Origin of the sequence: Nonomuraea sp. NPDC049709, from assembly GCF_040674815.1 — a bacterium.
Classification (GTDB): Bacteria; Actinomycetota; Actinomycetes; order Streptosporangiales; family Streptosporangiaceae; genus Nonomuraea.
This window is the reverse complement of record NZ_JBFANM010000066.1, coordinates 16,496-36,102: the sequence shown is the minus strand read 5'-3', so window position 1 is coordinate 36,102 and position 19,607 is coordinate 16,496. Positions and strand designations below refer to the sequence as shown.

Below are 19,607 nucleotides of genomic sequence, written 5' to 3'. Positions count from 1 at the left end.
CGCTCACGGAGGGCAGCGCTCACGGAGGGCAGCGCTGACGGAGAGCGGCTGCGACGGAGCTCGGCGGGCTAGCTCGGGCGGAACGCCTCGGTGTTGGCCGCCGCCCATTCCTCGAACGTGCGCGGCGGCCGTCCCGTGACCTGCTCGACGGTGGGCAGCACCACCGACTCGTCCAGCTCACCGCGCGCGAAGAACCCGAGGAACGCCTCCGCGTACGCCTCCGGCATCCCCGTGAGCAGCTGCTCCCTGGCCTCGGCGTCGGTCAGCCCCTCGAACCGCAGCTCCCTGCCCAGCGCCGCGCCCAGGATCCGTACCCGGTCGGCCGGGCGCAGCGCCTCGGGCCCGGTCAGCCCGTAGACCTGGCCGTCGTGCCGCCCCTTCTCCAGCAGGGACGCGGCGGCCACGGCGGCGATGTCGAGCGGGTCGACGGTCGCGACGGCGACGTCGGGGAAGGTGTCTCGCACGACATTTCCGGATCTGATCTGGTCGGCCCAGCGAAGCGTGTTCGACATGAACGTACGCGGCCGCAGGATCGTCCACGGCACCCGCGACTCCCGTACCAGAGCCTCGGACTCCACGTGATACTTCGAGATCGGATTGCCCAGGTCGGCGGCCTCCGCCGCGCTCGCCGACAGCAGCACCACGTGCTCGACCCCGGCCCGCGCCACGGCGGCCAGCGTCTCGTCCATCCGGTCGTAGCCGCTCAGCAGGAACACCCCGCGCACCCCGTCCAGCGCGCCCGCCACCGACTCGGGGTCGTTCAGATCACCGAGGTGCAGGTCGGCCGGCAGGTCAACCTCGCGCCGCACCAGAGCCCGGACCGGCTCGCCCGCCCCGGCCAGCGTGCGCACCAGCGCCCCGCCCGCGTTCCCCGTGGCGCCCGTAACAAGGATCATGCCCCGGATGCTAGAACAAAACGGACATGAAGGTGTCGACCTCGTGGAAGCCCACCTTCCGGTAGACCGCCCGCGCCGAATGGTTGAAGTCGTTGACGTAGAGCGAGACCACGGGGGCGAAGCAGCTCATCGCGGCCTCCACCACGGCGGCCATCCCCGCCACCGCGTGCCCCTTCCCCCGCAGCTCGGGGGCCACCCAGACGCCCTGGATCTGGCAGGCGTGCGGCGTGACGGCACCCACCTCCGCCTTGAACACCACCCGCCCGTCGTCGATCCGCGCGTACGACCGCCCGATGCGGATCAGCTCGGCCACCCGGGTCCGGTAGAGCGCGCCGCCGTCACCGAGGTTCGGCGAGACCCCGACCTCCTCGGTGAACATCGCCACGCACGCCGGCAGCAGGATGTCGAACTCCTCCGGCCGCACCCGGCGGACGAGCGGATCGGCCGGCACCGGCGACTTGCGCGAGGTCGCCATGACCGGTTGCGCCCAGCGGATCGCGCGGGCGCGCCCCCAGTGCGGCTCCAGCCGCTCCCACAGCAGGGAGACCGCGTCGACCGGGCCCACGATGGACGAGCACCGCCGCCCCTGTTTGCGGGCGCGGTCAGCGAACGCGTGCACGGCCTCGGGACCGGCGTTGACCGGCACCATGTTGGCGCCGGCGTAACAGAGTGACACGAGGCCGCCGCGCGTCCCGAATCCCCACATCTGCCCGCCGAGCCTCGCCGGGTTGAGTCCGACGGCCCGCACCCGGGAGGAGACGAAGACGTTGGCGACCGGGTCGGAGTCCAGCAGTGCGAGAACTTCGTCCCGGTCGTTGTCGTCGAGCACGCGCGACGCCGATGTACGCAGCATCACACGGTCAGACTACGCGAAGGGTTACCGATTAACTCATCCGGCAATGCCCACGGTAACCCTTTCTTGACATCAGCCGGCGCTGAGCCTTTCCAGCACGTCGAGAATGCCGAGAATTTCGTGGGTCTGAGGGCTTCCCGACGTCATGTGCGCGGCCGGACGGGGCTCGGGCAGCGCGGCGCACTTCGCGCCGCGGCCCGGCAGCTTGCCGTCCCGCAGGTACGCGGCCAGGTGGCCGTCCATGCACTGGCTGCCGGTCAGCGAGACTCCGTGGTTGCCGCCGCCGTCGAGCACCATGCGGGCGCGCGGGAAGCGCTCGGCCATGTTGAGCGCCCCCTCGTACGGGGTCGCGGCGTCGTACCGGGACTGGAGGATGAGGAACGGCGGCAGCTTCGGCGACGCCTTCACCGGGACCGGCGTGCCGCCCTTGACCGGCCAGAACGCGCACGGGGCGTTGAACCAGGCGTTCGGCCAGGTCAGGAACGGCGCCTTGCGGTGCATCGCGGCCATGTCCGTCCGCCACCGGTCCCACTGACGCGGCCAGCGGGCGTCGCGGCACTGGACGCCGAGGTAGATGGCGTAGCCGTTCTCGTCCGCGGCGTCGTTCTTGCCGTGCCTGTTGTAGATCTCGTTGAGGCCCGTGACGTCGCCCTGCCGTACGTAGGAGGACCAGGCCTGGGCGAACTGGGGCCAGATCTTGTCGCTGTACCCCGCCACGGTGAAGGTGTCGTCGAGCTCGCTCGGGCCCACGACGCCGCCGGCCGGCCGGGCGCGCAGCCGGTCGCGCATCGCGTAGTAGGCGAACGACGTCTGCTTCGGCGTGGCGCCCAGCTTGTAGACGTCGTGGTGCTTCGCGGTCCAGGCGAGGAACTGGCGGTGGCGGCGTTCGAAGGCGCGGTCCTGCTTGAGGTTCGACTCGTACCAGACGCCGGTCGGGTCCACCGCGCTGTCCATCACCAGGCGCTTGACGCGGTGCGGGAAGAGGGTGGCGTAGACGGCGCCGAGGTAGGTGCCGTACGAGTAGCCGAGGTAGCTGATCTTCTCCTCACCGAGGGCGGCGCGGATCACGTCCATGTCCCTGGCGGAGTTCTCGGTGGTGAGGTGCGGCAGCAGCCAGGACCAGAAGTGGCCGCAGCGCTGGGCGTACTCGGCGGCCCGGCCCAGCAGCACCCGCTCCTCCGCCTGCCCGTGCGGCACCTGGTCCGGCCTCGGGGCCTGGTAGTACGTGGCCGGATCCACGCAGTGCACCGACGGCTCGCTCCCGCCGACGCCCCGCGGGTCGAAGCCCACGATGTCGTACCGCTCGGACACGTCGGCAGGCAGTGACGTGGCCACGAGCTCCGTCAGATCCCGCCCCGACGACCCCGGCCCCCCGGGATTGAGCAGCAGCGTGCCCAGATGGTTGGCATCCCTGGACACCTTGGCTTTGACCCGGTTGAGCGCGATCTCGATCGACTGCCCCATGGGCTCGCGGTAGTCGAGCGGCACGCGTACGGAGGCGCATTCGAGCGCCGCCGACGCGGTCTTCCCCGCCACCTTCGGGCAGGCCCCCCACACCACGGCCGGCGCCCCTCGATTGGCCACCGCCGCCCCATCCGCGCTGCCCACCCCGGCGACGAGCACCACCAGTCCGGCGACAACCCCAACTACCCGCTTCACCCGGCCCCCCTCACTTTCATAGGCCTTGCGATGTTCCCCTAAGTGACAGGGCGATGACGTTGGGTATGGGGAAACGCTTGCCATTCTGTAATCGTCGGATGGCATGCGGTAACCGCCTGCCGAGCCGGCATCCTGCGAGGAGGTCTTCGGACCGGCGAGCTACGCCGAAATCAGCCGGGCGAAATACACTCGCTCGCTTCACCGTGCCCTCGCTAGTGTCACGCGGATGCGTAACCTTCCGCTGCCCGTGCTGTGGCTGTCCGGGCCGACCGGGGTCGGGAAGTCCTCGGTCGGCTGGGAGGTGTTCGCGCAGCTCACTCGCGATGGCGTCAAGGCGGCCTTCGTCGACACCGACCAGATCAGCCTGTGCTACCCCATGCCGGAGGCGATGACGCATCGCATCCGGGCGCGGAGCCTGGCGGCGATGTGGCCGCATTTCCGGCAGGAGGGGATGCGGTGCCTGGTTCTTTCGGGTTTCGTCGACACGCTTGACGAGGTGCGCGAGTACACGGCCCTGCTGCCCGAGGCCGCGTTGACGTTGTGCCGGTTGCGGGTCGACAGTGCAGAGCTCAAGGAGCGGTTCCTCGGGCGGGGGTGGCGGCCGGAGCTGGTGGCGGAGGCGGTCGCGGAGGCCGACAGGCTGGACCGGAGCGAGTACGCCGACCTGGTCGTGGACACCGGTGGCCTGGCGGTGCCCGAGGCGGCTCGGCTGGTGCGGGAGCGGGCCGAGGGGTGGCCGGGCGACCTCTCCGCAGCCGAGCACGGGCTCGGTCCGCGGCCGGCGGCGGCTGCCGGTTCCGGGGCGGTGCCGGTGTTGTGGTTGCGCGGTGCACCGGCGGTCGGCAAGTCGACGGTCGGCTACGAGATCTTCACTCAGGTCTGCCGGAGCGGCGTGCGGGCCGCCTATGTCGACGTGAAGCAGATCGGAGCGCTGCGGCCCGTCGCGGATGACGATGTGGACGGTCATCGCCTCAAGGCGCGCAACCTGGCGGCCGTCTGGGCCGGATATCGCGCGGCGGGGGCCCGGTGCCTGGTCGTGGCCGGGGAGGCCGACTCCGACGACACCGTACGGCGCTACGCCGAATCGCTGCCCGGAACCGCGCTGACCGTGTGCCGGCTGGATGCCGGGCCGGCGACGCTGGCCGAGCGGGTGGCGCGGCGCGGCCGGGGCGGCGGGCCTGCCATACCGGGTGACGAGTTGAGGGGGCTGGGCCCGGAGGCCCTGCACCGTGCCGCCGAGCGAGCGGTGCGGGAGGCCGTGGCGCTGGACCGTACCGGGGTCGAGGGGCTGCGCGTCGGCACCGATGGCCGGTCGGTGGAGGAGGTGGCGGCGGACGTGCGGCGGCGCGGCGGCGATTGGCCGGACCTGGGCCGGACCTGGGCCGGCCGATGAGGGCACACGGTGTGGGCCCGGCCGCCGAGCCCACACCCCCCGATGAACGGGACGTCAGCCGACCGTGACCGTGGGGCCGGAGTCCTCCTCCAGGTCCACCTCGACGCCCATCTCGTCGGCCAGGCGCAGGGCCTCCTCGATCAGGGTCTCGACGATCTGCGACTCCGGCACGGTCTTGATGACCTCGCCCTTGACGAAGATCTGGCCCTTGCCGTTGCCGGAGGCCACGCCGAGGTCGGCCTCGCGGGCCTCGCCGGGGCCGTTGACGACGCAGCCCATGACGGCCACCCGGAGCGGGACCTTCATGCCCTCCAGGCCGGCCTGGACCTGGTCGGCCAGGGTGTAGACGTCGACCTGGGCGCGACCGCACGACGGGCAGGAGACGATCTCCAGGCCGCGCTCCCGCAGGCCGAGCGACTCCAGGATCTGGGCGCCGACCTTGACCTCCTCCACCGGAGGGGCCGAGAGCGAGACGCGGATGGTGTCGCCGATGCCCTCCGCGAGCAGGGCTCCGAAGGCGACGGCGGACTTGATCGTGCCCTGGAAGGCCGGGCCGGCCTCCGTGACGCCCAGGTGCAGCGGGTAGTCGCACTTGGCGGCCAGCAGACGGTAGGCATTGATCATCACGACCGGGTCGTTGTGCTTGACCGAGATCTTGATGTCGCGGAAGCCGTGCTCCTCGAAGAGCGAGCACTCCCAGAGCGCGGACTCCACCAGCGCCTCGGGCGTGGCCTTGCCGTATTTCTGCAGCAGGCGCGGGTCGAGGGAGCCGGCGTTGACGCCGATGCGGATCGGCACGCCGGCGTCGGACGCCGCCCGCGCGATCTCGCCGACCTTATCGTCAAATTTCTTGATATTTCCGGGGTTGACCCGGACAGCCGCGCAGCCCGCCTCGATGGCGGCGAACACGTACTTCGGCTGGAAGTGGATGTCGGCGATCACGGGGATCTGCGACTTCCTGGCGATGATGGGCAGCGCGTCGGCGTCGTCCTGGGACGGCACCGCCACGCGTACGATCTGGCAGCCGGACGCCGTGAGCTCGGCGATCTGCTGCAACGTGGCGTTGACGTCGGCGGTGACCGTCGTCGTCATCGACTGCACCGAAACCGGGGCGTCGCCGCCCACGGGCACGCTGCCGACCATGATCTGGCGAGAGTGGCGGCGTTCGGCGAGCGGCTTGGGGCGGACTGTCGGGATGCCGAGAGCTACAGAAGACATTTCAACCCTTAATGTGACGACGCTTTCCAGTTTAGGTAGCTAGCGGGACTGCCCGGATGTGAGTTCGGCCGCACGGGCCCGAGCCCAGGCGTCGGCCGCCAGCACCTCTTCGACGGAGTCGGCGGGAGTCACCTGGTGCTCCTCGACGACCTTGGCCACCGTGTCGACGATGGCCAGGAACGGCAGCTCGCCCCGCATGAACGCGTCGAGGCACGCCTCGTTGGCGGCGTTGTAGACGGCGGGCGCGGTGCCGCCCTCGGTGCCGACGTGCCTGGCCAGCGCGACCGACGGGAACGCCACGTCATCGAGGGGCTCGAACGTCCACGTGTGCGCCTGGGTCCAGTCGATGGGCCGGGCGGCGCCGGGGACACGGCGGGGGTGGCCGAGCGCGAGCGCGATCGGCAGGCGCATGTCGGGCGGGCTGGCCTGGGCGATGGTCGAGCCGTCGACGTATTCGACCATGGAGTGGATGATCGACTGCGGGTGCACCACGACCTCGATCCGGTCGAAGTCCAGGTCGAACAGCAGGTGCGCCTCGATCACCTCCAGCCCCTTGTTGACCAGGGTGGCGGAGTTGATCGTGATGACCGGGCCCATGGACCAGGTGGGGTGGGCCAGCGCCATCTCCGGCGTGACGTCGGCCATCTCCTCGCGCTTCATGCCCCGGAACGGCCCGCCGCTGGCGGTGATCACGAGTTGCCTGACGCAGGAGGGGTCGTAGCCGTCGGGGCCGGCGGCCCACAGGCACTGCTGCACCGCCGAGTGCTCGGAGTCGACCGGGAGGATCTGCCCCGGCCGGGCCAGCCGCTTCACCAGCGGCCCGCCGATGATCAGGGACTCCTTGTTGGCCAGCGCGAGTGTCCTGCCCGCCTCGAGCGCGACCAGGGTGGAGGTCAGCCCGAGCGCGCCGGTGATGCCGTTGAGCACCATGTCGCACTGCCACCCGGCCACCTCCGCGACCCCTTCGGGGCCGCCGAGGACCGTGGCGCCGGCGCCGTGCGCCGCCAGCGCCTCCTTCAGCTCGGGCACGGCCGAGGCGTCGGCCACCGCCACCACCTCGACACCGAACTCGGCCGCCTGCCTGGCCAGCAGCTCGACCCTGCCGCCCCCGGCAGCCAGCCCGGCGACCTTGAACCCGCCGGGGTTGGCGGCGACGACGTCGAGGGCCTGGGTGCCGACCGAACCGGTGGAGCCGAGCACGACGATGGAGCGGAGGGTCTCTTCAAGCACCCGTCCATTGTCCCCGCTGTGCGGCGCGCTCGGGCACGCGGCACCGGACGTCCTAAAATTCCCCTCCTTATGTGACACGAGGTGAGCCAGTGAATTCATGCCGGAATATAGCTATATCGGTATGCGCAAATCTTGAGAAATCTGGATATTGAGGCGGCTACCTTCCAAGCCCAAGTCCGGTTTAGGGAGGTACGTAATGAACCGCAGTTTCACCCTGCTTTCCGTAGCCACGCTCGCCATCGGTGCCGCCTTGCTTCCCGCTGGTGGAGCCCAGGCCGCTGACACGCGCGCCAGGCCGAAGCCCGCCCAGCAGGCCGCCGCCGACACGACCTCGGAGCAGCGGCAGGTCCTGACGTACTGGACCGAGCGGCGGATGGAGGCCGCCCAGCCCCTGGACGCCCCCGGTCCCAAGCAGAAGTTGACGGCGGCCGAGCCCGAGCAGGGCAGTGCCTGGACCGCTCCACCCACGCGCGGGCAGGCCGGCGGCGGCGTGGACCTGCAGGCGGCCAGGAGCTCGGGTGAGACGTGGACCGGGGGCGGCGCGGTCACGCGGACGACGGGGCGGGTCTTCTTCACCACGCAGGGCCGCAACGCCTCCTGCTCGGGCACGGCGGTGACCAGTGCCAACAAGAGCGTGGTGATGACCGCCGGCCACTGCGTGAAGATGAACGGCGCCTTCCACACCAACTGGGTCTTCGTCCCGGGCTACGCCGGCGGCAACCGTCCCTTCGGCACCTGGGCCGCCACCCGGCTGCTGACCACGCAGCAGTGGAACGCCCGCGAGGACGTCAACTTCGACGTGGCCGCCGCCGTGGTCGCGCCGCTGGAGGGCAGAACGCTGGTCGACGTGGTGGGTGGCCAGGGCGTGGCGTTCAACCAGCAAAGACGCCAGCAGATGTACGCCTTCGGCTACCCCGCCGCGGCGCCGTACGACGGCTCGAAGCTGATCTACTGCAGCGGCCGCACCTTCGACGACTTCCTCGCGACCGACGACCACGGCCTCACCTGCAACATGACCGGCGGTTCGAGCGGCGGCCCCTGGATGCTGAATTTCAACGAGTCCACCGGCCTCGGCACCCAGAATTCGGTCAACAGCTTCAAATACAACTTCGCCCCCAACTGGATGTTCGGCCCATATTTCGGGAACGAGGCCCAGTCCGTCTACCAAGCAGCACAAAGCGCCAACGCACTCTAAGCAATTTACCGAAAGTAGTCACAAGAACACATCTCGTAGTGCACACTCGGTGGGCATGACCCTGAGCACCCCCCTGCTTGCGGCCGCTCCGCTCCTCGCGGGGCTCGTCGGTCCCGCGCTGCTCGGCGCGGCTCCCGGCCGCCAGCAGGCCGCACCACCGGCCGTCGCACCCGCGCACACGGTCCAGCGGAGCGACATAGTCGAGCACGTGGCCGCCCGCACCGCCGCCGATCAGCAGCGCGTGCTCGACTACTGGACGCCCGAGCGCATGGCCAAAGCCCTGCCGATCGGCCTGCTCGACATCGTCACGAACGGCGACGACCTGCTGAGCGGCCTGACCGGCCGGGCGGACCTCAGCACCACCCCCGACCTGTCGAGCAGGAAGGCCGACCTGTCGGTCCCGCGCAGGCTCATGGGCTCGCACCACCTGTCGGCGGCCAGACCGGACGCCAGCACGATCGGCTCCCGGTGGATCACCGGCGGCCTGGTGGCCAGGACCACGGGCCGGGTGTTCCTCACCGTGGCCGGGGCGGACTTCGTCTGCTCGGCCAGCACGGTCAAGAGCGCCAACAGGGACGTCGTGGTCACCGCCGGCCACTGCGTCAAGGACGGAGCGGGCGAGTGGGCGGCGAACTGGACGTTCGTCCCCGGCTACGGCACGGCCGGCGAGCACCCCTACGGCCAGTACACCGCCCGCCGCATGTTCGTGGCCGGCCCCTGGTCGCGCAGCGGCGACGACAACTACGACGTGGGCATGGTCGCCCTGGCCACCTCGCGCGGCAAGCACGTGGCGGACGCGGTGGGCACGCAGGAGATCGCGTTCAACCCGGGACGCGGCGGCCAGGCGTTCGGCTTCGGCTACCCCGCCGACCCGCCATACGACGGGGGCGACCTGGTCTACTGCGCGGGCCGGCTCAAGGACGACCCGTACGGCCAGACCCGCGACCAGGGCCTGGGCTGCGACATGACGGCGGGCTCCAGCGGCGGCCCCTGGATGACCGGGTTCGACGCCAACACCGGCAAGGGCACGATCACGTCGCTGAGCAGCTTCAAGTACAGCGACGACCGGCGCACGATGTACGGCCCGTACTTCGGCGACTCCGTCAAGGCCCTCTTCAACACCGCGCAGCACGCGTGACCGGGCCCGCCGCCGCGATCCGGGCGCGCCGGCGGGCCCCCATCGCCAGAGGTCAGAGCGTCAGCCCCGTCAGGACCATGACCTTCTCGTACGTGTAGTCCTCCATGGCCGAGTGCAGCCCCTCGCGCCCGACCCCCGAGTCCTTCACACCGCCGTAGGGCATCTGGTCCGCCCGGTACGAAGGCACGTCGCCGATGATCACGCCGCCCACCTCCAGCTCCCGGTTCGCCCGGAAGGCGGCGTCCAGCGAGCGCGTGAACACCCCGGCCTGCAGCCCGTACTTCGAGTCGTTGACCATCGCGTACGCCTCGTCGACCGAGGCGGCCGGCTGGAGGATCATGACGGGACCGAAGACCTCCTCGCAGGCGACCTTGGCGTCGTGCGGGACGTCGGCCAGCACCGTCGGGGCGAGCGTCGCGCCCTCCCTGGTGCCGCCCGCCAGCACCTTGGCCCCGGCGGCGACCGCCTCCTGGACCCACTGCTCGACCCGCTCGGCCGCGGCCTCCGAGACCAGCGGGCCCACCTGGGTCTTCTCGTCGGCGGGGTCGCCGGTGACGAGGCCGTCCACCGCCGGGAGGAGCCGCTCGACGAACGCGTCGTAGACCGGCCGCTCGACGATGACCCGCTGCACCGCGATGCAGCTCTGGCCGGCCTGGTAGTTGGAGTAGAGGGCGATGCGCTGGGCCGCCCAGTCGAGGTCGGCGTCGGCCAGCACGACCGCGGCCGCGTTGCCGCCCAGCTCCAGGGTCACGTGCTTGCGCGGCACCTGGTCGGCGATGGCGTAGCCGACGGGCGCCGAGCCGGTGAACGACACGACCGGGAGCCGGGGATCCCGCACCAGGCCGGACGCGCGGTCGTTCTCGATCGGCAGGACCGAGAACATGCCGGCCGGCAGGTCCGTCTCGGCCAGGATCTCGCCCAGGAGCAGCGAGGACAGCGGGGTGGCGGGGGCGGGCTTGACGATGACCGGGGCGCCGACGGCGATGGCCGGGGCGACCTTGTGTGCGACGAGGTTCAGCGGGAAGTTGAAGGGGGTGATCGCCAGCACGGGACCGTGGGGGACGCGCGACACGTACGCCAGGCGGCCGGCCGCCGCGGGCTCGGTGTCGAGCCGCTGCACGCCGCCCGACCAGCGGCGGGCCTCCTCGGCGGCGAAGCGGAATGTGGCCACGGCCCGCCCGACCTCCCCGCGCGCCCAGACGATCGGCTTTCCGTTCTCGGCCGTGATGAGGTGGGCGATCTCGTCGGCCCGTTCGGCGAGGCGGCGCGAGACGTGCGCCAGGGCCTCGGCCCGTACGTGCACGGGCAGCGCGGCGGCCTTCCTGGCCACCGCGTGCGCGGCCGCCACGGCCTCCTCGACCTGGGCGTCGGTCGGCACGGAATGCCTGCCGACCTCGCGGCCGTCATGCGGGTTGGTGACAGTGAGCTCGGTGTCCCCGGTCGCGGCGCGGCCGGCCAGCCAGAAGGTACGCACGTCCATACCCACGACGTTATGCCAAGGCGTACATCGGGGATTTACACCACGATGCACAAGACTCCCACGAGGGCTCACCGTTAAGTACAAGCCCCGTTGTATACCCATGATGTAACAGAAGTAGACCCAATTCGGGATGTTTACCATGCGGAGTGGTTTGAGCGATCTCCGCTATGGCTAAGTCATCGGTGCGGGTCTCCAGCGCGGCGGGCCCCCGATCAGAAAGGCGTGGGCCCCGTGACCGAACAACGTGAGGTCACAAGGACGCATAGCCGGTCCTTGGCCACAAGGGAGGTCTCATGACCTCGGCGCCGCTGGGCCTGCAGGGCGCCTACCTTCTCGGTGAGCGCGCCAGCCACGACGAACTCCGCTCCCGCCTCCTGGACGTGGCGGTCAACCTGCTCCGGACGGACGGGCCCGACAGCCTCACCATGCGCAGGATCGCCGCCGAGGCGGGCTGCACGACGACCGTCATCTACACGATGTTCGGCAACCGGGAGGGCCTGGCGGAGGCGCTCTATCTGGAGGGGTTCGAGCGCTTCCGCCGCTTTCTGGAGGCCGTGCCGCAGCGGCGCAACCCGTTCGAGCACCTGACCGCGCTCGGCCCCGCCTACCGGCAGGCGTGCCTGGCCGAGCCGGGCTACTACAGCCTGATGTTCGAGCGGGCGATCCCCGGCTTCGAGCCCAGCGAGCGCGCCAGGACGCTGGCCCGCGCCGCGCTCAACATCCTCGACCGGGTCATCGCCGACTGCATCTCGGCCGGTTACCTGATCCCCACGCAGCCCCGCAAGATCGCGGACGCGCTGTGGTCGGCGGCGCAGGGCGCGATCAGCTTGGAACGCGCCGGGCACCTGCGCGACGGCCGCACCTACGAGGCGGTCACGACCGCGATCATCTGCTGCTATCTGGTGGACAAGCAGAAGTAACGGGCCGGCGGGCCACTTCCAGGGCCAGCCACAGCTCCGCGCGCACACCCGGGTCGTCGAGGTCGCGGCCGAGCAGGTCCGCGACGCGTCTCATGCGATAGCGCAGGGTGTGCCGGTGCACGCCCAGCCGCTGCGCCGCCGCGTCCCAGTGGCCGTTCCCCTCCAGGTACGCGCGCAGCGACTCCACCAGGTCGGCCCGGGAGCCGTACGCGTTGAGCGGGGCCAGGATGGCCGCCGAGAACGCCTGGGCGGCGGCCGGGTCGAGCAGGCCGAGCAGACCCTGCCCCGCCAGCTCCCCGAACCTCACGACCGTCCCGGTGACCCCACGCGTCCCGGCCTCGGGCTCCTCGCCGTCCCCCGGCCTCTCACCGTGACGGGCCGCACCGCTGCGGGCCGCCTCCAGGGCGCGTCTGGCCTGGTCGAGCGCGTTGTGCAGGGAGGTGGCGGCGTATCCGGCAGGCAGGCTGAGACCCACGGGCGCCTCCGCGTTCATCGCCGCCTCCTCAGCCGCGGACCCGGCCACGATCGCGACGGCCGTCCGCCCCGTCCCGTCCCCGTCGTCGGCCAGGGCCGCGAAGGTGTGCGGCTCCAGGGCCTCCAGGGCTTCCGGGCCGGCCGCGAGCACCACCAGCGGCTCCTCCGGCAGCCGCCCGCCGAGCGGCCGCAGCACGTCGCGGGCGCGCGCCTCCTCCCCCGCCAGCAGCAGCTCCAGCACGGCGGTGCGGAGCCGGCGTTCGGCGGCCAGCTGGGTCCTGCCCTGGGCCATGGCCAGCGTGAGCAGGGAGCCGGCGGCGTTGATCACGGTGTGGGTGACGGGCGAGAAGGCGTGCCCGGCACCGACGGCGAAGAACCCGCGCGGCCGCCCCCCGCCGCCCAGCGGCTGCACCACGATGTGCTCACCGGGCCCGGACAGCGCCAGGCTGGCCGGCATCCGCTCGCCACCCGCACGGCCGGCCTGCACTCCGCCGCCCGCTCCACGGGGCCCGGCGGTGCCGGCGTGCACCCCGGTGCCGGCCTCATCGGCCTCGGGAGCGGCGGGCGGGCCCGGGTCGGACGGGCGGGCGGCGGTGGGGGCCGGGAGGCGGCCGCGGCGGCGGGACAACTCCCCGGCGACCTCATCCGTCCTGGCCCCGCTCGTGGCGTGCCGGACCTCGCCCGATTCCGTCAGCAGCGCCGCCCAGCCCCCGACCTCCTTGGCCAGCCGGTCGATGACCGCGTGCAGGCCGTCCGGCCGCAGCGCCGCCCGCGTCAGGCGGCCCTGGGCGGCGAAGGCGCGGCTGATCTCCTCGTACTGCTCGGCCGCCAGCAGCTCGCTGACCGTCTTGCCGACCGCGATGAACGGCGTCTCGCGCGGCACCTCCAGCAGCGGCAGCCCGGCCTCCTCGGCGGCCGTGACGAGGGCGGGCGGCACCTCCTCGTGCGAGACGCCGACGCCGAAGCCGAGCCCGGCCACGCCGCGGGTCACCAGGCGGGCCACGTAACCCGTCAGGTCGCCCTCCATCCGCAGGCCGGTGGTGAGCAGCAGCTCCCCGCCCTCCAGGTAAGGTGTCGGGTCCGCGAGCTCGCTGACCGCCACCCAGCGCACCGGCGCGTCGAGCACCCCCTGGCCTGACGTCCCGGCCACCGGCCGCAGGTTCATGCGACGGACGACGATCTGCAGGGAAGGCGGCATGCGAGTTTTGTCCATTCCGGCAAAGACGAGCACTCCTAGTGTGACATATCGACGTATCGGTCCTGGTGAGAGCCCGCCGTAGCGTCAGAGCCATGAGCATTCCCCAGGAGCGGCGCGTCGTGACCGCGATCCCAGGCCCCAAGTCCCAGGAGCTGCTGGCCCGCAAGCAGGCCGCCGTCCCGCCCGGCATCGGCACGACCCTGCCGGTCTTCGTCACCCGCGCCGGCGGCGGCGTGGTGCAGGACGCCGACGGGAACTCGCTGATCGACTTCGGCTCCGGCATCGCGGTGACGAACGTGGGCAACGCCGCCCCGAAGGTCGTCGAGCGCGTCCGGAAGCAGGTCGCCGACTTCACCCACACCTGTTTCATGGTCACCCCGTACGAGTCGTACGTGGAGGTGTGCGAGAAGCTCAACGAGCTCACCCCGGGCGACCACGAGAAGCGTACGTTCCTGGTGAACTCGGGCGCCGAGGCCGTGGAGAACGCCGTCAAGATCGCCCGGCACGCCACCGGCAGGCAGGGCGTCGTGGTGTTCGACCACGGCTACCACGGCCGCACGCTGCTCACGATGACGCTGACGGCCAAGAACATGCCGTACAAGCAGGGGTTCGGCCCGTTCGCGCCGGAGGTGTACCGGGTGCCGCTGGCCTACCCGTTCCGCTGGCCGAGCGGCCCGGAGAACTGCGCGGAGGAGGCCGCCGAGCAGGCCATCGACATGATCACCAAGCAGATCGGCGCGCAGAACGTGGCCGCCGTGGTGATCGAGCCGATCGCGGGCGAGGGCGGGTTCATCGTGCCGGCCAGGGGGTTCCTGCCGCGGATCGCCGAGTTCTGCCGGGCGAACGGGATCGTGTTCGTGGCCGACGAGGTGCAGACGGGCTTCGCGCGCACCGGGACGCTGTTCGCGTGCGAGGACGAGGGCGTCGTACCGGACATCATCACCACCGCCAAGGGCATCGCGGGCGGCCTGCCGCTGGCCGCGGTGACCGGGCGGGCCGAGATCATGGACAAGGTGCACGTCGGCGGCCTGGGCGGCACGTACGGCGGCAACCCCCTGGCCTGCGAGGCCGCGCTCGGCGTGCTGGAGACCATCGAGTCGGAGGACCTGGTCGCCAGGGCCCGGCGGATCGGCGAGATCATGCTCCCCCGGCTGGAGGCGCTCAAGGAGCGCTTCGACGTGGTCGGGGACGTGCGCGGCCGGGGCGCGATGATCGCGATCGAGCTGGTCGAGCCCGGCACCAAGGAGCCGAACCCGACCGCCGTCCAGGAGATCGTCAAGCGCTGCCACGCCGAGGGCCTGCTGGTGCTGACGGCGGGCACGTACGGCAATGTGCTGCGCTTCCTGCCCCCGCTGGTCATCCCCGAGCACCTGCTCGAGGAGGGCCTGGGCATCCTGGAGAAGGCGATCGCCGAGCTCTAGACGAACCCCGACGAAACGGGCATCCAGCTTGCGGCTGGATGCCCGTTTTGTGGTGTAACAGGTGCCACTCGGGTAGAGAATTCACCCTGACTTGACGCTCAGCTAGACGCTCACGGCCTCGGTCAGGGTTATAACGGTTCCGACATACGGAGGGGCGATGGCTGCTGGGAGCGTGATGAACTGGGGTCCGACCAGAACGGCGCGGAACATGTTGACGTTCGACCCTGAGGGCCTGACCTGGGCCCAGCGCGACGGCGACGCCTGCGTCGTCTGCCACAAGAGGTGGCCGCGCCCGCGCGTGCGCGTGGGCCGCCTGCCCGACGACTCGCCCGTGCTCGCCTGCGGCGACTGCGCCGAAGCGCTCATCCCCGCTCCCATGGCCACCGTCGTGGCCTTCCCGTCTCGATAGCGAGACGCCCCGGGACGGGGGGAAGGCCCGGGGCGCCTCTGACGGGCCGCGCCCAGCGGGGGGAAGGGCGGGTCCGCGGCACGGTCACGTGGGGATCGGCGGCCCCCACTCACTTGGCGAGCTCGCGCCACCGTTTTGTCCATGCGGTGTAGTCAGTGCATTCCCCGTCCTCCGCGCGGCAATCCCCGGGCGGCCGCACAGCGAACACGACGCGGTCGAGCCGCTTGTCGTCGCCCACCCCGTACGTCTCGCACATCGTCCTGGCCCGCCCCTTGCACGCCTTGTCGTTGGCGGGCGCCATGCCCACCCACGCGGCCGCGTCGCGCTGCGCGTCCGGCTCGGTCACCCAGTTGAGCCACCGGTAGGCGCAGGTGGTGTCGGGGACGTTCGCGCCGAGCATCCAGGAGTCGACCCACCCGGTGGTCTCACGCGTCTCGATCACCTTGACCGGCTTGCCGGCCGTCTGCAGGAGCAGGCGATGGTAGGGGGTCATCTGGGCGTAGTCGAGCGACCCGGTGGCGAAGCCCTTGACCAGGTCGACCGGGTTGCGCCAGTAGGTGCGGTCCTTGTTGCGCTCCAGCAGCGTCATCGCCTTGCCGAGCTCGGTCTCGCTCAGCTCGTACGGGTCCTTCGCCGAGCCCTCGGCCAGCGCCGCGTCGGCGATCGTCAGCGGGCTGTCCCTGAGCGCCACCCGGTCGGAGGCGAACGCCTGCCCCAGCCCGCCGCCCCTGACCTTGGCCGAGTCGTAGACGAACTCGTCGTACGCCCACAGGTAGGGCACCCCGTAGACCTTGCCCGACACCGTGGCCATGTCGCGGAAGCGCTCGTCGAGGTCGTCGTAGCCGCTCACCTTGGCCGGGTCGATGGCCTGCACCTGCTTGGCCTCGATCAGGCCGGCGGCCAGCACGGGCCCGGCGGTGATCACGTCGTAGGGCCGCTGGCCGACCCTGGCGGCCATCTCCTCGGCGGTCTGCACGGTGTCGATCCGGGCGATCCGGCAGCCGGTCTCCTTCTCGAACGAGCCCACCCAGTTGGCCTTGGGGCTGGTGCCGCCGTATTCGGCGTAGCCGCGGTAGGTGAGGATCTGCAGCGTGCCGTCGCTCTGCGTGGCGCTCGGGCTCGGGGTGGGAGTGGGCGAAGGTGAGGTCGAGGGCGAAGGTGAGGGCGAGGGTGTGGGACGGGCCGCGCCCATGCCGGAGACCAGCGCCGATGCGGCGAGCGCCAGGGCAAAAGCACGACGACGATTCACCAATTCCCCCCTTGTCCGTGTGCTGGAGCTTACCGGGGACAGAGCCGGGAGGGACGCCAGTCCCTCCCGGCGCCGCGATCGCCGCTTACCTGTTGGTGGGGAAGCCCAGGTTCACGCCGCCGTGCGAGGGGTCCAGCCAGCGGGAGGTGACGACCTTGCCCCGGGTGTAGAAGTGCACGCCCTCGGTGCCGTGCACGTGCGTGTCGCCGAACAGGGAGGACTTCCAGCCGCCGAAGCTGTAGAAGGCCATCGGCACCGGGATGGGCACGTTGATGCCGATCATGCCGACCTCGACCTCGTTCTGGAAGCGCCTGGCCGCGCCGCCGTCGTTGGTGAAGATCGCGGTGCCGTTGCCGTACAGGCCGCCGTTGATCACTTCCAGGCCCTCCTCGTACGAGGAGACGCGCACGATCGACAGCACGGGGCCGAAGATCTCGTCGGTGTGCGTACGCGACCCGACGGGCACGTGGTCGAGCACGGTCGGGCCGAGCCAGAAGCCGGGCGCCTCCGACGCCTTGCCGCCGCCCAGCACCTCCGTCTCGCGGCCGTCCACGACCAGCTTGGCGCCCTCCTCGACGCCGAGGTCGAGGTAGGAGGCCACCTTGTCGCGGTGCGGCCCGGTGACCAGCGGCCCCATCTCGGACTTCGGGTCGTCGCCGGGGCCGATCACCAGCTTGTCCACCCGCTCGACGATCTTCTGGACGAGCTCGTCGCCGATCGGGTCCACGGCCAGCACGACGGAGATCGCCATGCACCGCTCCCCCGCCGAGCCGAAGCCCGCCGACACGGCCGAGTCGGCCACCAGGTCGAGGTCGGCGTCGGGCAGGACGAGCATGTGGTTCTTGGCGCCGCCGAGCGCCTGGACGCGCTTGCCGTGGGCGGTGCCGGTCTCGTAGACGTACTGCGCGATCGGGGTGGAGCCGACGAACGACACCGCGCGCACGTCCGGGTGCTCCAGCAGCCGGTCCACGCTCACCTTGTCGCCCTGCACCACGTTGAACACGCCGTCGGGCAGCCCCGCCTCCTGCCAGAGCCGCGCCATGAGCAGCGAGGCCGACGGGTCCTTCTCCGACGGCTTGAGCATGAACGCGTTCCCGCACGCGATCGCGATCGGGTACATCCACATCGGCACCATGGCCGGGAAGTTGAACGGCGTGATCCCGGCCACGACGCCCAGCGGCTGGCGCATCGAGTAGGAGTCCACCCGGGTCGAGACACCCTCGGAGTAGCCGCCCTTGAGCAGGTGCGGGATCCCGCAGGCGAACTCCACGACCTCCAGCCCGCGGGCCACCTCGCCGAGCGCGTCGGAGTGCACCTTGCCGTGCTCGGCGGAGATCAGCGCGGCCAGCTCGTCGCGGTGGGCGTACATGAGCTCGCGGAAGCGGAACAGCACCTGTGCCCGCTTGACCAGCGACGCGTCCCGCCAGGCGGGGAAGGCCGCGACGGCCGCCGCCACGGCGGCGTCCACGTCCGCGGCCGAGGCCAGCGCGACGTGGCCGCTGACCTCGCCGGTGGCCGGGTTGTAGAGCTCGGCGGTACGTGCGGGGTCGCCGTCCGCGAGGGCTCCGTTGATCCAGTGCTTGACCGACTTCACTGAGCTGCTGCCTCTGCGTTGATGGTTTCGAGGGCGGTGACGATGATGCCGAGGCCCTCGGTGGCCTCGTCCACCGTGAGGGTGAGGGGCGGGGCCATGCGGATGGCGGTGCCGTACAGGCCGCCCTTGCCCGCCAGCAGGCCCGCCTGCTTGGTCAGCTCCATGAAGCGGGCGGCTTGGGCGGGGCTCTCCAGCTCCACGGCGAACATCAGGCCCTTGCCGCGCACGTCCTTGACGACGGGCAGGCGCCCGGCCGCGGCCTTGAGGCCGCCGATGATGATCGCACCGGTACGGGCGGCGTTGGCCTGGAGGTCGTGGTCGAGCACGTAGTCGAGGGTGGCGTTGGCCGCGGCCATGGAGATCGGGTTGCCGCCGAACGTGGACAGGCCCACGGCGTGCGGGCCGTCCATCAGGTCGCCGCGCGCCACGATGCCGCCGACCGCGAAGCCGTTCCCGAGGCCCTTGGCGAACGTGATCATGTCGGGGGTCACGCCGTGGTTCTGGATGCCGAAGAACGCGCTGCCGGTCCGGCCCCACCCCGTCTGCACCTCGTCGGAGACGAACAGGATGCCCTGCTCGTCGAGCACCTCCTTGTAGGCGGCGAACAGCCCGTCGGGGGGCATCGTGAACCCGCCCACGCCCTGGATCGGCTCGGCGATCAGCGCCGCCACGTCGTCGGACACGGTCGTGGCCAGCACGTGGCGCAGGTCGTCCACGCACGCCTGGATGTAGTCGGCGTCCGACAGGCCCCTGAACTGGGTCAGGTGCCGGTCGGCCCCGTGCAGGAAGTGCACGTTGAGCGGGGAGAGCGAGTTGTTCTTCCAGGAGCGGTTGGAGGTCACGCTGATCGCGCCGAAGCTGCGCCCGTGGTAGCTCTGGCGCATGGCCAGCACCTGGTCGCTCTTGCGCGCGTACGTGGCCAGCAGCAGCGCCGTCTCGTTGGCCTCGGTGCCGGAGTTGGTGAAGAAGACCTTGGCGTCGGGGATGCCGGAGAGCCGCGCGATCTTCTCGGCCAGCTCGATCTGGCCGCGCAGCAGGTAGACGGTGCTGGTGTGCACCACCCCGGTGGCGAGCTGGCGCTCGACGGCCTCGCGCACCTCGGGCACGTCGTAGCCGATCATGTTGGTCAGGATCCCGGCGAAGAAGTCGAGGTAACTCTTGCCGTCCGCGTCGACGACGCGGTTGCCCTTTCCGCTGACGATCTCGATGGGCTCGGTGTAGTTGAGGGCCAGCCAGTTGGGCATCACTGCCCGGTGGCGCGCGAGAAGCTCCGACATGTT

At 71.2% G+C, this 19,607-nt stretch carries 16 protein-coding genes; 6 read left to right on the top strand and 10 right to left on the bottom strand.

The genetic code is table 11. The features are described 5' to 3' along the window. Positions 1–68 precede the first annotated feature (68 nt). The 3 genes from AB0J69_RS45660 to AB0J69_RS45650 all read right to left on the bottom strand — a co-directional run bounded on the left by AB0J69_RS45660 (position 69) and on the right by AB0J69_RS45650 (position 3,408). The gene (locus tag AB0J69_RS45660; RefSeq protein ID WP_364131791.1) at positions 69–896 is read right to left on the bottom strand and encodes an NAD(P)H-binding protein; all 828 of its coding nucleotides are present in this window, start codon (positions 894–896) and stop codon (positions 69–71) included. A gap of 10 nt (positions 897–906) precedes the next feature. Beyond that, positions 907–1,749 (bottom strand): GNAT family N-acetyltransferase, encoded by an 843-nt coding sequence (locus tag AB0J69_RS45655; RefSeq protein ID WP_364131834.1) that lies wholly within the window; start codon positions 1,747–1,749, stop codon positions 907–909. A gap of 72 nt (positions 1,750–1,821) precedes the next feature. After that, positions 1,822–3,408 carry an alpha/beta hydrolase gene (locus AB0J69_RS45650; RefSeq protein WP_364131790.1) on the bottom strand — a complete coding sequence of 529 codons (1,587 nt, stop codon included), beginning with the start codon at positions 3,406–3,408 and terminating at the stop codon, positions 1,822–1,824. Positions 3,409–3,634: 226 nt separating this feature from the next. On the opposite strand from AB0J69_RS45650, the gene AB0J69_RS45645 reads away from it, so the two are divergent. Then, the gene (locus AB0J69_RS45645) at positions 3,635–4,801 is read left to right on the top strand and encodes a hypothetical protein (RefSeq protein ID WP_364131789.1); all 1,167 of its coding nucleotides are present in this window, start codon (positions 3,635–3,637) and stop codon (positions 4,799–4,801) included. Between the two features lie 54 nt (positions 4,802–4,855). Here AB0J69_RS45645 and ispG read toward each other — a convergent pair whose 3' ends face one another. After that, positions 4,856–6,019, bottom strand: coding sequence for a flavodoxin-dependent (E)-4-hydroxy-3-methylbut-2-enyl-diphosphate synthase (gene ispG, locus AB0J69_RS45640; RefSeq protein ID WP_364131787.1), 1,164 nt, complete (start codon positions 6,017–6,019; stop codon positions 4,856–4,858). Positions 6,020–6,058: 39 nt separating this feature from the next. Next, on the bottom strand, positions 6,059–7,249 hold the full coding sequence (gene dxr, locus AB0J69_RS45635; RefSeq protein ID WP_364131786.1) for a 1-deoxy-D-xylulose-5-phosphate reductoisomerase: 1,191 nt from the start codon (positions 7,247–7,249) through the stop codon (positions 6,059–6,061). Positions 7,250–7,445: 196 nt separating this feature from the next. Here dxr and AB0J69_RS45630 point away from each other — a divergent pair, with 196 nt between their 5' ends. Continuing rightward, entirely contained in the window at positions 7,446–8,444 is a 999-nt protein-coding gene (locus tag AB0J69_RS45630; RefSeq protein WP_364131785.1) for a peptidase, read from the top strand. A gap of 55 nt (positions 8,445–8,499) precedes the next feature. After that, a complete protein-coding gene (locus tag AB0J69_RS45625) occupies positions 8,500–9,582 on the top strand; it encodes a trypsin-like serine protease (protein WP_364131782.1) in 1,083 nt (360 codons plus the stop codon). Positions 9,583–9,634: 52 nt separating this feature from the next. Here AB0J69_RS45625 and AB0J69_RS45620 read toward each other — a convergent pair whose 3' ends face one another. Beyond that, on the bottom strand, positions 9,635–11,062 hold the full coding sequence (locus AB0J69_RS45620; RefSeq protein ID WP_364131780.1) for an aldehyde dehydrogenase family protein: 1,428 nt from the start codon (positions 11,060–11,062) through the stop codon (positions 9,635–9,637). A gap of 293 nt (positions 11,063–11,355) precedes the next feature. Between AB0J69_RS45620 and AB0J69_RS45615 the strand changes: the two genes are divergently transcribed. Continuing rightward, positions 11,356–11,982 (top strand): TetR/AcrR family transcriptional regulator, encoded by a 627-nt coding sequence (locus AB0J69_RS45615; protein WP_364131778.1) that lies wholly within the window; start codon positions 11,356–11,358, stop codon positions 11,980–11,982. Here AB0J69_RS45615 and AB0J69_RS45610 read toward each other — a convergent pair. Further along, entirely contained in the window at positions 11,948–13,654 is a 1,707-nt protein-coding gene (locus tag AB0J69_RS45610; protein WP_364131775.1) for a PucR family transcriptional regulator ligand-binding domain-containing protein, read from the bottom strand. The two genes, AB0J69_RS45615 and AB0J69_RS45610, sit on opposite strands and share 35 nt — an antisense overlap. A 92-nt stretch (positions 13,655–13,746) precedes the next feature. Here AB0J69_RS45610 and gabT point away from each other — a divergent pair, with 92 nt between their 5' ends. Together gabT and AB0J69_RS45600 are read left to right on the top strand one after the other, a co-directional pair. Beyond that, positions 13,747–15,075, top strand: a complete 1,329-nt coding sequence (gene gabT, locus AB0J69_RS45605) for a 4-aminobutyrate--2-oxoglutarate transaminase (RefSeq protein ID WP_364131773.1) — start codon at positions 13,747–13,749, stop codon at positions 15,073–15,075. 157 nt (positions 15,076–15,232) lie between these two features. Continuing rightward, on the top strand, positions 15,233–15,484 hold the full coding sequence (locus tag AB0J69_RS45600) for a hypothetical protein (RefSeq protein ID WP_364131771.1): 252 nt from the start codon (positions 15,233–15,235) through the stop codon (positions 15,482–15,484). 109 nt (positions 15,485–15,593) lie between these two features. Here the strand turns inward: AB0J69_RS45600 and AB0J69_RS45595 are convergent, their stop codons facing one another. The 3 genes from AB0J69_RS45595 to AB0J69_RS45585 form a co-directional block, all read right to left on the bottom strand. After that, the gene (locus AB0J69_RS45595) at positions 15,594–16,733 is read right to left on the bottom strand and encodes an extracellular solute-binding protein (RefSeq protein WP_364131769.1); all 1,140 of its coding nucleotides are present in this window, start codon (positions 16,731–16,733) and stop codon (positions 15,594–15,596) included. Positions 16,734–16,818: 85 nt separating this feature from the next. Continuing rightward, positions 16,819–18,327, bottom strand: a complete 1,509-nt coding sequence (locus AB0J69_RS45590) for a CoA-acylating methylmalonate-semialdehyde dehydrogenase (RefSeq protein WP_364131766.1) — start codon at positions 18,325–18,327, stop codon at positions 16,819–16,821. Continuing rightward, positions 18,324–19,604: an aspartate aminotransferase family protein gene (locus tag AB0J69_RS45585; RefSeq protein ID WP_364131763.1), complete on the bottom strand. Its 1,281-nt coding sequence runs from the start codon at positions 19,602–19,604 to the stop codon at positions 18,324–18,326. The genes AB0J69_RS45590 and AB0J69_RS45585 overlap by 4 nt, the downstream gene beginning before the upstream one ends. Between the last annotated feature and the right edge of the window lie 3 nt (positions 19,605–19,607).